Source organism: Streptosporangium sp. NPDC000095 (assembly GCF_042899335.1).
In the GTDB taxonomy this organism is placed as follows: domain Bacteria; phylum Actinomycetota; class Actinomycetes; order Streptosporangiales; family Streptosporangiaceae; genus Streptosporangium.
Genome location: NZ_JBIAZS010000006.1, coordinates 2,529 through 16,636, shown reverse-complemented (window position 1 = coordinate 16,636; position 14,108 = coordinate 2,529). Strand labels below are relative to the sequence as shown.

7 protein-coding genes are annotated in these 14,108 nt (G+C 68.8%); all 7 read left to right on the top strand.

Annotated elements, in window-relative coordinates; translation table 11 throughout:
- The first annotated feature begins 24 nt into the window (after positions 1 to 24).
- Positions 25 to 1,086 (top strand): LacI family DNA-binding transcriptional regulator, encoded by a 1,062-nt coding sequence (locus tag ACFY3V_RS15300; RefSeq protein WP_362895867.1) that lies wholly within the window; start codon positions 25 to 27, stop codon positions 1,084 to 1,086.
- Complete coding sequence (locus ACFY3V_RS15295; RefSeq protein ID WP_362895865.1) at positions 1,073 to 2,470, top strand: serine/threonine-protein kinase; 1,398 nt, start codon at positions 1,073 to 1,075, stop codon at positions 2,468 to 2,470. The genes ACFY3V_RS15300 and ACFY3V_RS15295 overlap by 14 nt, the downstream gene beginning before the upstream one ends.
- 540 nt (positions 2,471 to 3,010) lie before the next feature.
- The gene (locus ACFY3V_RS15290; RefSeq protein WP_362895863.1) at positions 3,011 to 4,588 is read left to right on the top strand and encodes a cellulase family glycosylhydrolase; all 1,578 of its coding nucleotides are present in this window, start codon (positions 3,011 to 3,013) and stop codon (positions 4,586 to 4,588) included.
- A gap of 377 nt (positions 4,589 to 4,965) precedes the next feature.
- On the top strand, positions 4,966 to 6,102 hold the full coding sequence (locus ACFY3V_RS15285; protein WP_362895861.1) for an ice-binding family protein: 1,137 nt from the start codon (positions 4,966 to 4,968) through the stop codon (positions 6,100 to 6,102).
- A gap of 406 nt (positions 6,103 to 6,508) precedes the next feature.
- Positions 6,509 to 7,876, top strand: a complete 1,368-nt coding sequence (locus ACFY3V_RS15280; protein ID WP_362895859.1) for an ice-binding family protein — start codon at positions 6,509 to 6,511, stop codon at positions 7,874 to 7,876.
- A gap of 832 nt (positions 7,877 to 8,708) precedes the next feature.
- On the top strand, positions 8,709 to 11,648 hold the full coding sequence (locus ACFY3V_RS15275; protein WP_362895857.1) for a glycoside hydrolase family 48 protein: 2,940 nt from the start codon (positions 8,709 to 8,711) through the stop codon (positions 11,646 to 11,648).
- A gap of 129 nt (positions 11,649 to 11,777) precedes the next feature.
- Positions 11,778 to 14,108, top strand: a 2,331-nt coding sequence (locus ACFY3V_RS15270; RefSeq protein WP_389773703.1) for a glycoside hydrolase family 9 protein, incomplete at its 3' end; no start/stop codon positions are given.

Here is a 14,108-nt window from a genome sequence, read left to right as displayed (position 1 = left end):
ACATCTTTTGACACTTCCGAAACAATGCTAGGTTCAATGGGAGCGCTCCCACCTGTGCGGAATCTTGGTGTGGAGGAAGTTATGACCGATCTACCCACACTTGCCCAGGTCGCGGCAGAGGCAGGGGTTTCCCCGGCCACGGCGTCCCGGGTACTCACCGGTTCAGTCAGAGTCAGCACGTCGGCTCGTAGGCAGGTGCATGACGCAATATCGCGTCTTGGTTATGTAAGGCATCGCGCTCCCCGTGGCGGCTCCGGCCGCCGATCCGACCAGGTCGTGGCCATCGTGGTCTGCGAACCCGCGCACCGGCTGTTCACCGAGCCGTTCTACGCGCGGATGATCACGGCTGCGGAGGAGGTCCTCACCGGGCACGGCGTCCCCCTCGCCGTGATGACCGCCACGGCGGCCACCTCCACCATCGCCACGCCACCGCTCGTCGCAGGAGGCATCGACGGCGTCCTGTTGATCGCGGCCCGCGACAGACATCCGCTCGTGGTGACCCTCGCCGCCTCGGGCATACCCGTACGGAGTGCGGGCCGTCCCCCAGACGGCATCGACCTCCCCCACGTCGACATGGACAACCGCGACGGCGGTCGGCAGGCGGCGGAACACCTGCTGCTCGGCGGCCGGAAGTCCATCGGCGTGATCGCGGGCCCACCCGCCCTTCCGGCCGCTCGCGACCGGCTCGACGGGTTCCTGCAGACCCTCGCGCTGGCCGGGATGACCAGCGTGCCGGTCGCGTACGGCGACTTCAGCCACGCGTCGGGCGTGCACGGCATGCAGTGGCTGTTGCGCAGGATGCCGCACGTCGACGCGGTCTTCGCCGCCTCCGACGTGATGGCCGCCGCGGCGCTGCAGACCCTGCGTCGTGCCGGCCGCCGGGTGCCGGAGGATGTGGCCGTCATCGGGTTCGACGACGCCCCCACCGCCCGGCGGACCTCACCCACGCTCACCACCGTCCGCCAGCCGGTGGAGGAGTTCTCCGCACTCGCCGCCCGGCTGCTGCTGCTCTCCATGGGCTCGGCCGGCTCTCCCCGCGACAATCCCGTACTCCCCACTGAGCTGGTGGTCCGTGAGTCCGCCTGACCAGCACGTCGGGCTTCGCGCGGGAGATGTGCTCACCCGCAGGTATCTGTTGCTGGAGCGCATCGCGTGGGGGGGCATGAGCGTCATTTGGCGTGCCTTCGACCAGTCGCTCCAGCGGATGGTCGCCGTCAAGCTGCTGGACGGCGAACTGGGCCTCGATCGAGGGGAGCGCGAGCTGATCCGCAGGGAGGCGCGTGCCACCGCGCGCCTCATTCACCCCGACGCGATCGAGGTCTACGACTACGGGGAGACCGTGACCTCGCAGGGGCGCCTCGCCGCGTACGTGGTGATGCGCCTGCTGGACGGACGCCCGCTGGCGGACCGGATCGCCGAGGGCCCGCTGCCGTGGGCGGAGGCGGCGATGATCGCCGCCAGGCTGGCCACCGTGCTGGCCGCCGCCCACGAGCGGGGCATCGTGCACCGGGACGTCACCGCCGAGAACGTGCTGCTGACCTCGACCGGCGCCAAGCTGCTCGATTTCGGCATCGCCGCCCTCATCGGGGAGGACGGCGACGACTGGACCTCCGAGTACGGGACGCCTCCCTACGTGGCTCCGGAGCGGCTCACCGGCACGGTCGCGGATCCGGCGAGCGATATCTACGCGCTGGGCGTCCTGCTGTTCGAGATGCTCACCGGCGCCCCCCCGTACCCGGAACGGACCTGGGAGGAGATCGAGAACGTCCGCAGGGAGGGACCTCCGCCGGTGGCGGAGGTGCCGGGCATGCCCGCGCGGATCAGCGCGCTCTGCCAGGTCTGTCTGTCGCACCAGCCTGAGGCCAGACCCAGGGCCCATGAGGTGGCCGACGGTCTGACCGCGGCCCTCAGGACACCGGCCACACCCCTGACCCCGGTTCACTCGGCGGGCAGGGGTGGGCTGGGGCGCTGGGTGGTGGTCGCGACGGTGGCGGCTCTGCTCGCGGGACTCCTGGTGTGGAGCCGGATCTCCGGCTCGCACAACGAGCAGGTCGCCGGTCCGCAGGGTCGCGGAACGGCACCGCCCGCGGTCCTCGACCCCACCACCGCCTACCCGCAACCGGGCACGACTCCGCTTCCTTCTCCTACTTCTCCTACCCGAAAGTGGGGTGGGCAGATGGCGGAACCGGCACCCGGGTCGGAGGCGATCCACTCCTACGCACCGAACCTCAACCAGAGTGTGCGGCATTTCAACGACGTGCTCGCGAAGGGGGAGGACGAGGGCAAGATCCGCCCGGACGTGGCCCTGGACCTGCGGCAGGTGCTGGCCAACAGCGTCTGGGGCTCCGGCGACCTCGACCCGATCCGAAGAAAGATCGCCGAGCGCAACCGGGAGGGCTCGCTGCCCGACGACTTCCGCCACGCCCTGGAGGCCCAGTTGATGCTCGTGACGGTCGCGTTGACAGGCTAGAAAACCAACCGGCCGGAAAGTCGAAAAACGCGCCCGGGTCCTCTCGCTTCTTGAATCGAGAGGACCCGGGCGCCGGCTTCGGGAACCTGTCGCATTCGCCGTTTCCGACATCGTCGGTGAAACCTCGGATGAACACCGACGCCCGGCCGAGGCGAATTCCCGGCCACCTTTTATCCTTGACAGGATCGGCGGCGCCGAACTGTTCCCGCGGTTTTCACCGGACGGTTAGAACGCGTGCCATTCGGCGGCGGGTTCGGGTCGCGCCCGCCGAAGGGGGTTCACCAACGGTGACCGCCGCCCCGGACGCCGGGTGCGGGAGACGCGGCCCGGCCGGTGAAACTTTCACGGAACGACAGGCGGGCCGAGGTCGCACAGGGCGAGTTGGGACGGGGTGCGGGCACGGCATCGGGGCGAACCGGTTCCCACGGTGGTTGACGGGAGCGGGGCGGGCGCCGAACCATGGCGAGCGCGTCCGGCCGCACCTTTCGATCGCGAGGTTCTCACCCCGCGAACAGATCACGTCCTTGAAGGGCCCTTTCCATGAAAGTCCTGCGTGTTCGCAGGTGGCCGGCGGCGCTCGCGGCGCTCGCGGTCACCTCGGCGCTGGCGGTCGCGCTCGGCTCCTCCCCGGCCGGTGCCGCGGCTGGGACCGGCACCGGTTACCTGCGCACCTCCGGCAACAAGATCGTCGACAGTACGGGGGCGACCGTCCGGCTGACCGGTATCAACTGGTTCGGCATGGAGACCGACAACAAGACCTTCCACGGGTTGTGGTCGAACAACCCGTGGAGAGGCCAGATCGACAAGATGGCCTCGCTCGGTTACAACACCCTCCGCGTACCGTTCTCCAACGACGCGCTCAAGCCCGGCGCGGTCGCCAGCGGCGTGAACGACTTCGTCAACCCCGACCTGGTCGGCAACAGCCCGCTGCAGATCCTCGACAAGGTCATCGCGTACGCCGGAAGCAAGGGCATGCGGATCATCCTCGACCGGCATCGGCCGACCGCCGCCGGGCAGTCACCGCTGTGGTACGTGCCCGCGACGCCGGAGAGCACCTGGATCAACGACTGGAAGGCACTCGCCCAGCGGTACGCGGGCAACACCACCGTCATCGGCGCCGACCTGCACAACGAGCCGCACGCCGAGGGCACCAACCCGGCCGCGACCGGGGCGTGCTGGGGCTGCGGGGACACCACCCGCGACTGGCGGCTCGCCGCCGAGCGGGCGGGCAACGCGGTGCTCTCGGTCAACCCCAACTGGCTGATCTTCGTCGAAGGCGTGAGCTGCCCGAGCGGGGGCCTGTCCAACGTCTGGGACAACGACCCGAGCAACGACGAGGACTGCGGCTGGTGGGGCGGCAACCTGTCGAAGGCCGGGGAGTTCCCGGTGCGGCTGAACGTGGCGAACCGGCTGGTCTACTCGCCGCACGACTACGCCACCTCGGTCTACCGCCAGGCGTGGTTCGACGCGCCGAACTATCCGGCGAACCTGCCCGCGGTCTGGGACAGGTACTGGGGCTACCTCTACAAGCAGAACATCGCCCCGATCATGCTCGGCGAGTTCGGGACCACCATGCAGGCGCCCGTGGACAAGATCTGGCTCCAGGAGTTGATGAAGTATCTGGGCACCGGGGTGAACGGGATGTCGTTCACCTACTGGTCGTGGAATCCCAACTCGGGTGACACCGGTGGTATCGCCAAGGACGACTGGAGCTCGATCAACCAAGACAAGCAGGACATCCTCCAGCCGTACCTGATCGCACCGGTCGGCGGGGGCGGCACCGGTACACCCACCCCGACACCGACCCCCACCCCGGGTTCCGCGGCCTGCGAGACCTCCTACGCGCTCACGAACTCCTGGTCGGGAGGTTTCCAGGCCGCGCTGACCGTGAAGAACACCGGAACCTCGGCCTGGAACAACTGGTCGGTGCGCTGGACCCTGCCGTCCGGGGTGACGCTCGGCAGCGGCTGGAACGCCACCGTCACGCAGAGCGGGACCACCTTCACCGCGAAGGCCCCGAGCCACGCGACCAGCCTCGCGGCGGGCCAGTCCGTCGTCGTCGGATTCACCGCCAACGGGCCCTCCACCCCCGGCGCGTCCGGCATCACCTGCACCTGACCTCGTACCGTCGATCCCGCACCCGGTCCTGACGCGTCATCTCGTCGGACCATCGAGGGCGTGCCGCCGAGCGGCACGCCCTCTGTTCGTTTCACCCACCGGAGGGCGGTCCCGCCCCGGGTCGAGATATCCCGGAAAACAACACGGCCACATCTCTCTGATATGAGCCGATAACCACGCAATAAAGCATCCCGCATGTCGTATGCCAGATACGACACCGCCGATCAGTAGGGTCAGAGAAAATGGCGCATCATCGGCAATGCGCCTGGACGGAGAAATACCGAAAAGAAAAGGAAAGCATTGTGACAGGAATTGGTCGCTCGTATACCGCCTCGCGAAATACCGCTCGTTCCTGGCCGGCCGGGGTCCTGACCGTCGTGTTCGTATTGGGCTGCGTCGCCGCGACCCCGCACGCGGCGAACGCGACGACGCCGCCGCCGCTCGGCACCGCCGCGAACTTCGCGGTCCTGGCCGGGACGGCGGCCACCGGCACCGGCCCCATCGTGGTCACCGGGGACCTCGGGGTGAGCCCGGGATCGGTGATCACCGGCTTTCCGCCCGGCGTCGTGGTCGGCGCCGTCCACGCCGCCGACGCCACCGCCGCGCAGGCCCAACTCGACCTGACCGCCGCCTACGACGACGCGGCGGGACAGCCCGTCGACGCCACCCTCCCGACGGAACTCGGCGGGACCACCGTGACTCCCGGCACCTACGACTCCGCCACGGGCGCCTTCGCGATCACCGGGGAGTTCACCCTCGACGGGCAGAACGACCCGAACGCCGTCTTCATCCTCAGGACGACCTCCGACCTCGTCACCACCTCCGCCAGCACGGTGAACCTCGTCAACGGCGCCCAGGCGTGCAACGTCTTCTGGCAGGTCGGCGGCTCGGTCACGCTCGGCCCCGGCTCCAGCTTCGCCGGAAACGTCCTCGCGCTGACCTCGATCACCGTGGCCACCGGCGCGAACGTCGCCGGCCGTCTCCTCGCCCGCGAAGGCGCCGTCATCCTGGACACCGACATCGTCACGGCGGCCCACTGCGCGGTCTCACCACCGAGGGAGACCGCCACCACGCTGGCCACGGCGTGCTCACAGAGGGGGACGAGCCGGCTCGTCCTCACCGCGAACGTCGTACCCTTCGGGCCCACGGCGCCCACGGGCTCCGCCGAGTTCCTCTCCGACGGGGTGAGCCTGGGTACGGCCCCGATCGGGACGAACGGCCGCGCCCTCCTGCCGGTGACCGGCATCGAACCGGGAACCCACCTGCTCGTGGCCGCCTTCCCCGGCAACACGGACCTGGATCCCAGCGCCTCGACACCGCAGCCCCTGGTCGTCGGCCGGAACGGTCTCTGCCCGGCCCAGGCGCAGGCGACGACGGCGGGGAACGGGAAGAACAAGGGGGGCCAGGGCATCAAGAGCAGGCAGCACAGCGGCAACGCGATCAAGATAAAGGACCGTGAGCGCGGGCATCACCGCCACCGCTCGTGGGCCGGGTGCTGCCGCCACCCGCGTTAGCGCCTGCGCCGGGAGTTCGCCGCGTCCGGGCCCCGTTCGCGTGTCGTCTCCCGGGCCGTGTGTCCGGCCTTCCCGCACCCCGGGACCATCGAGGGCGTGCCGCCTGGCGGCACGCCCTCTCGTGATGAGCGGGGGCGTGCCACGGCGCTCATTCGGCGCGGGAAATCGTCGGATGTGGGCGCTCACGGCGGAGGTGCGAGGTCCACGGACGCCACAGCATTCCCTTTGATATCCACACAAACAATAACATGGCCGCATTTTCATGACGCTCACCGCGGGCAACGCGACAAAACAATCCGCATGTCGTACGACGACCGCGCCGCCAAAGGTTAGTAGTGTCGGAAAAACGGCGCATCATCGGCAATGCGCATGAACGGAGAAATACCAAAAAGAAAAGGAAAGCATTGTGACAAGAATTGGTCACTCACGTATTGTCGCTCGAACCACCGTCCACTCCTGGCTGACCGGGGCACTCACCGTCGCGGTCGCACTGGGCTGCGTCGCCGCGGCCCCGCACACGGCCCACGCGGCGAACACGACGCGTCAGACCGACCCGGCGACCACGGCGGCCGCAGGGCACCCGGCACCCGAGACGCCCAGGACGCCAGATACACCAGATACGCCCGAGACGCCCGAGACGGACGCGATGGCACCGGTGTCGCTCGGTACGGCCACGAACTTCGCGATCCTGGCGGGAAGGACGGTCACCAACACCGGTTCCGGCGTCGTCACCGGCGAGCTGGGGGTGAGCCCGGGATCGGTGACCACCGGCTTCCCGCCCGGCGTCATGGCCGGCGCCGTCTACGCGGCCGACCCCGTCGCCGCACAGGCGCAGACCGACCTGGCCACCGCCTACCGGAACGTGGTGGGGTTGCGCGGCACCGCCTCCCTCCCCGCGCAGCTCGGGGGGACCACCGTGAAGCCGGGCGTCTACAACTCCGTCTCCGGCGCTTTCCAGCTCACCGGGGAACTGACCCTCGACGGACAGGGGAACCCGAACGCCCTCTTCGTCCTGCGGGCACCCGGCCTGATCACCGCGCCCGCCAGCACGGTGACTCTCGTCAACGGCGCCCAGGCGTGCAACGTCTTCTGGCAGGTCGGCGGCTCGGCCACCCTGGGGGCCGGTTCCGTCTTCGCCGGGAACCTCCTCGCGCTGACCTCGATCACCACGGCCGACGGCACGACCGTGAACGGCCGCCTTCTGGCCCGTGAGGGCAGCGTCAGCATGGACGACACCACCGTCACACGGTCCGCCTGCACGGTCATGCCGCCGAGGAAGACCTCCACCAAGCTGGCCGCGTTCTGCGATCCGGAAGCGCCGGGTCACCTCACTCTCGTCGCGAGCGTCACCTCCTCGGGGCCGGTCCCGCCGACAGGGCCTGTCGAGTTCTTCGCCAACGGGGTGAGCCAGGACAGGACCCAGTCCGACGCCACCGGCCGCGCGACCCTGATCGTGTCCCAGGTACCGCAACGAACCCATGAGTTCGTGGCCGCCTTCGCGGGCACGAACCGGCTCGATCCCAGCTCCTCACCGGTGCTGACCATGGTCGTCGGACCCAAGGGGGTCTGCCCGGCGTCGACGACGAGTCCGACCTCCACCGCCGGCCCCCTCTCCGCCGGTGGCACGGGTGGCGCGGGCGACGCGCGCGACGACAAGAAACGCAACCGGAGCACCATTACGTATCCGCCCAGGGAAAAAATGTTCAAGGCGAAGAACCGGGAACGCAACCGTCACCGGCACCCACGGTCCGGACACCATCGCCATCAGCGCTGAAAAGACCGGAGGAGAACATATTCTCAGCCTCCGAAGACGCCGGGGACTTTAGAGTCTTCGGACGCCCCCGAGGGGCGGAGAACTCTGAGAGGTGAAGCGATCGGCCGAGGTTCGAAAAATCGAGAATTCCCGAGGAGTGACGCCCGGGAATTACCGGGCGGCACAAAAGCGCATCGCTTTTCCTGTCGCGGCTCTTCCTCGTCGTTCGCCTTTCCCGGTCGCCGTCGCCGGCCGGGGTGAGGCCCCGTGAGAGCCACCCGCCGTCCGACGCAGGCGAAGCCGTCCCACCGGCCGTCTCGTCGGCCGGTGGGGCGAAGCACCTCGACAGGAAACGAGCGGGTCACCACACAGACCACCGGCCATCGGCCGATGGGGCGGAGCACCTCGGCGAGGAAGGCGCAGGCCGCTCGGCCGACGGTCGGCGGGGCGGAGGACTTGACGGGGGAAGGGCAGCCCGCCGCGTGCCGCCGAACACACCGGAGGGGCGGGTCGCCACGCGCCCGTCCGAGACGCCGGGGACCCGGGTGAATCGGTGGCCGCCCCGGGCGGCGGGCCCGGGGTCGGAGACACCCGCACAAACAAGCACTCGGCTGGAAAGATCAACTGTTCTGAAACTTTCACGGTTCGCAAAAAAGGCCGACCGGATCACAGCAGCCTGGCGGCATGGGCCGTGAAACATCGGCGTAACCGGAGGCACATGCCATTGACATCCCGTTCACCGTCTCCAGAATTCTTTATGGGAGCGCTCCCACCCCCTCTCTCCCTTGCTTGATCCGATGCGGTGTCACCACCAGCGGATTCGCATCGATCCACACTCACGGAGGCCCATTTCATGCATCTGTTCCCCATCAAAGCGGGAGCGCTCCCACGCTTCCGGAGACGGATCGCCGCACTGGTGTTACTCAGCCTGGCGGCCGGGACGACCACCGCACTGGCGGCCTCCCCCGCCCTCGCGGCGGTCTCCTGCGATGTGACCTACACCACCAACGACTGGCAGGGTGGCTTCACCGCCAACGTGACCGTCAAGAACCTGGGTGACCCGCTCACCGGGTGGACCCTCGGATTCGCCTTCCCGACGAGCACCCAGAGGGTCTCCCAGGGTTGGAGCGCCACCTGGGCGCAGAGCGGCCAGAACGTCACCGCGAGGAACCTCGACTGGAACGGCAACCTGGCCACCGGCGCCTCGACCAGCATCGGCTTCAACGGCAGCTGGTCGGGTTCCAACCCCAAGCCGACCTCCTTCACGATCAACGGCACCACCTGTGGGGGGACCACCCCCGTCAACCAGCCGCCCACCGCGAGCATCACCAGCCCGGCGGCCGGCGCCACCTTCACCGCACCCGCGACGGTGGCGATCGCCGCGAACGCGACCGACAGTGACGGCACCGTCACCAAGGTCGACTTCTACAACGGCACCACGCTGCTGGGCACCGACACCACCGCGCCGTACACCTACAGCTGGGCGAACGTCGCCGCCGGAAGCTACTCCCTCACCGCGAGGGCGACCGACGACAAGGGGGCGACGACCACCTCCAACCCGGTGGGGATCACCGTCACCGCCAACTCGACTCCCGCCGTGCTCGTCACCCCGGCCACGATCGCCGTCCCCGAGGGCGGCACCGCCGACCTCGCGGTGAAGCTCTCCAGGGCCCCGTCCTCGAACGTCACCGTGACGACCGCGAGGACGAGCGGCGACACCGACCTCACGGTCGCCTCCGGCGCGTCGCTGACCTTCACCACCTCCAACTGGAACACGGCGCAGACGGTACGGCTCGCGGCGGCGGAAGACGCCGACCAGACCTCCGGCAGCGCGGTGTTCACCTCCAGCGCCACCGGCCACACCTCGGCCACCACGACCGCCACCGAGGTCGACAACGACTCGGGCGGCGGCGACAACGAGTACATCCAGCGCTTCGTCACGATGTACAACAAGCTCAAGGACCCGGCGAACGGCTACTTCTCGCCGGAGGGCGTGCCCTACCACTCCGTCGAGACCTTCCTGGTCGAGGCTCCTGACCACGGGCACGAGACCACCTCCGAGGCCTACAGCTACTACCTGTGGCTGGAGGCGGCGTACGGCAAGGTGACCGGCGACTGGACCAAGTTCAACGCCGCCTGGGCCTCGATGGAGAAGTACATCATCCCGGCCACGGCCGACCAGCCGACCAACGCCTCCTACAACCCGTCCAAGCCCGCCACGTACGCCGGCGAGTGGGACGACATCAAGCAGTACCCGTCCAGACTGGACAGCGGCGTGAGCGTCGGCGTCGACCCGATCGCGAACGAGCTCAAGACGGCGTACGGCACCAGTGACATCTACGGTATGCACTGGCTGCTGGACGTGGACAACACCTACGGCTTCGGCCGCTGCGGTGACGGGACCACCAAGCCCGCGTACATCAACACCTACCAGCGCGGTCCTGAGGAGTCGGTCTTCGAGACCATCCCGCAGCCGTCCTGCGACACCTTCAAGCACGGCGGCACGAACGGGTTCCTGGACCTGTTCACCGGCGACAGCGCGTACGCCAAGCAGTGGAAGTACACCAACGCTCCCGACGCCGACGCCCGCGCCATCCAGGCCGCCTACTGGGCGCACACCTGGGCCACGGAGCAGGGCAAGGCCTCGCAGGTCTCCTCCACGATCTCCAAGGCCGCGAAGATGGGCGACTACCTTCGCTACGCGATGTACGACAAGTACTTCAAGAAGCAGGGTTGCACCAGCACCGGGTGCCCGGCCGGAACCGGCAAGGACAGCTCGGCCTACCTGCTGAGCTGGTACTACGCCTGGGGTGGCGCCTACGACACCTCCGCCGGCTGGTCCTGGAGGATCGGCTCCAGCCACAACCACTCCGGTTACCAGAACCCGATGGCCGCGTGGGTGCTGTCCAGCGTGGACGCGCTCAAGCCCAAGGGAACGACCGCCGTCCAGGACTGGACCACCAGCACCAAGCGGCAGATGGAGTTCTACCGCTGGCTCCAGTCGAGCGAGGGCGCGATCGCCGGTGGCGCCACCAACAGCTGGCAGGGCCACTACGCGTCCCCGCCGTCGACGCTGCCCACCTTCTACGGGATGGCCTACGACTGGCAGCCGGTCTACCACGACCCGCCGTCCAACCAGTGGTTCGGCTTCCAGGCGTGGTCGCTGGAGCGGGTCGCGGAGCTCTACTACGCGACCGGTAACGCCGACGCCAAGATCGTCCTGGACAAGTGGGTCAAGTGGGCCACCGACAACACCACGATCAACGCGGACGGGACCTACCAGATCCCCTCGACGCTGATCTGGACCGGCCAGCCCAACACCTGGAACCCGAACAACCCCACGCCCAACACCAACCTGCACGTGAGCATCAGGGACTACACGACCGACGTGGGCGTGGCGGGCTCGTACGCCAAGGTGCTGATGTACTACGCGGCCAAGTCCGGTGACGCCACGGCCAAGGCCGTCGCCAAGGGCCTGCTCGACGGCATGTGGCGTAACAACCAGGACGCCAAGGGTGTCTCGGTCCCCGAGACCAAGGCCGACTACAACCGCCTCAACGACCCGGTCTACGTGCCCCCGGGCTGGACCGGCAAGATGCCCAACGGCGACGTGATCAACTCCAACTCGACCTTCCTGTCCATCCGGTCCTTCTACAAGAACGACCCGGACTGGCCGCAGGTGGACGCCTACCTGAAGGGCACGGGCCCCGCCCCGACCTTCAACTACCACCGGTTCTGGGCGCAGGTGGACGTCGCCGTCGCCCTCGCCGAGTACGGCCGCCTCTTCCCGTAACCCCCCGCCCCCGGGTCCGGCTCTCCCCCGGGCCGGACCCGGGCTCAACCCCCCTGAGACCTCGGGGCGTGACGGTACCCCTGACCTGCCGTCACGCCCCGAGCACCACCTCCGAGAGGCGCACCCCCCATGAAGAAGACCCTGGCGGCGCTCGCGCTGCTGGCGTTGGCGGCCGTGCCGGTGACGGTGTCCGCCACCGGCGCCCAGGCCGCGGCGCCCGCCTTCGCGTACGGCGAGGCGCTGCAGAAGTCCCTCTGGTTCTACGAGGCCCAGCAGTCGGGACCGCTGCCGAGCTGGAACCGCGTCAGCTGGCGTGGCCCCTCCGGGCTCGGCGACGGCCAGGACGTCGGTCGTGACCTGACCGGCGGCTGGTACGACGCGGGCGACCACGTCAAGTTCGGTCTGCCGATGGCGGCCAGCGCGACGATGCTGGCCTGGGGCGCGGTGGAGTACCGCGACGCGTACGCCTCCTCGGGGCAGCTCACCCACCTGCTGAACAACCTCAGGTTCGTCAACGACTACTTCATCAAGGCCCACCCGTCGGCGAACGTGCTGTACGGGCAGGTCGGCAACGGCGGCAAGGACCACGCCTGGTGGGGCCCCGCCGAGGCGATGCAGATGGAGCGGCCCTCTTACAAGATCGACGCCTCGTGCGGGGGATCGGACCTGGCCGGCGAGACGGCGGCGGCGATGGCGGCCTCCTCGATCGTCTTCCGTCCGACGGATCCGACGTACGCCGACACGCTGCTGACGCACGCCAGGCAGCTCTACACCTTCGCCGACACCGTGCGGAAGAAGTACAGCGACTGCATCACCGACGCGTCGGGCTACTACCAGTCGTGGAGCGGCTACAACGACGAGCTGGTCTGGGGCGCGATCTGGCTGTACCGGGCCACCCAGGAGGCCTCCTACCTGACCAAGGCCGAGTCGTACTACGACAACCTCGGCACCGAGCCGCAGTCCACCATCAAGTCCTACAAGTGGACGATCGCCTGGGACGACAAGTCCTACGGCGCCTACGTGCTGCTGAACAAGCTGACCGGCAAGCAGAAATACCTCGACGACGCCAACCGCTGGCTCGACTTCTGGACGGTCGGCGTGAACGGGCAGCGGGTGAAGTACTCCCCCGGCGGCCACGCGGTGCTCGACAGATGGGGGTCGCTGCGTTACGCGGCCAACACCTCGTTCGTCGCGCTCGTCCACTCCGACTCGATCACCGACGCGACACGGAAGGCGCGCTACCACGACTTCGCGGTCAGGCAGATCAACTACGCCCTCGGTGACAACCCGCGCAACTCCTCGTACATGATCGGGTTCGGCGCGAACCCGCCGAAGAACCCGCACCACCGCACCGCGCACGGCTCGTGGACCGACCAGATGACCAACCCGGTCGAGACCCGGCACACCCTGTACGGTGCCCTCGTCGGCGGCCCGCCCGACCCCGACGACAAGTACACCGACAAGCGCGACGACTACGTGATGAACGAGGTCGCCACCGACTACAACGCGGGCTTCACCAGTGCCCTCGCCCGCCTCTACCGCGAGTACGGCGGAGCCCCCGCCGCGAACTTCCCCGTCGCCGAGACCCCCGACGGCCCCGAGATCTTCGTCGAGGCCGGGGTGAACGCCACGGGCTCGACGTTCACCGAGATCAAGGCGATCGTGAGGAACCAGTCGGCCTGGCCGGCGCGTGCGCTGACCAACGGCTCCTTCCGCTACTACTTCACCCTCGACGGCGCCACGACCGCGAGCCAGGTCTCCGTGACGTCCGCCTACAACCAGTGCAAGGCGCCGACCGGGCCGACCCTGCTGTCCGGGAAGACCTACTACGTCACCGTCGACTGCTCGAACACCTCGATCGCCCCCGCGGGCCAGTCGCAGCACCGGCGCGAGGTGCAGTTCCGCATCGCCAGCACCGGGACGTGGGACCCGTCCAACGACTGGTCGTACACCGGTATCCCCACCACGCCGGGCGCGACCCCGGTGCGGACGCAGAACATGACGGTCTACGCGGGCACGACGAAGATCTGGGGCAACCCGCCCGGTGACGAGCCGGCGGACACCGAGGCGCCGTCGCGGCCGGGCAAGCCGGTCGTCTCCGCGATCACCGGCAGCGGCGCCACCCTGACCTGGACGGCCTCCACCGACAACGTGGGCGTCGCCGGCTACGACGTCTACCAGGGGACGACGAAGGTCGCCACCGCCACCACCACCTCCCACACCCTCACCGGGCTCACCCCCGCGACGGCCTACACCGTCTCCGTGGTGGCCAGGGACGCGGCCGGCAACTCCTCCACCGCCTCCGAGAGCACCGCGTTCACCACGACGGCCTCGCAGAACGACACCGAGGCGCCGTCACGTCCCGGCAAGCCGGTCGTCTCCGCGATCACCGGCAGCGGCGCCACCCTGACCTGGACGGCCTCCACCGACAACGTGGGCGTCGCCGGCTACGACGTCTAC

What these genes read in the sequence shown, in the direction of transcription:
- ACFY3V_RS15300 (WP_362895867.1), top strand. Translation starts at nt 25, where the DNA reads ATGCTAGGTTCAATGGGAGCGCTCCCACCTGTGCGGAATCTTGGTGTG.
- ACFY3V_RS15290 (WP_362895863.1), top strand. Translation starts at nt 3,011, where the DNA reads ATGAAAGTCCTGCGTGTTCGCAGGTGGCCGGCGGCGCTCGCGGCGCTC.
- ACFY3V_RS15275 (WP_362895857.1), top strand. Translation starts at nt 8,709, where the DNA reads ATGCATCTGTTCCCCATCAAAGCGGGAGCGCTCCCACGCTTCCGGAGA.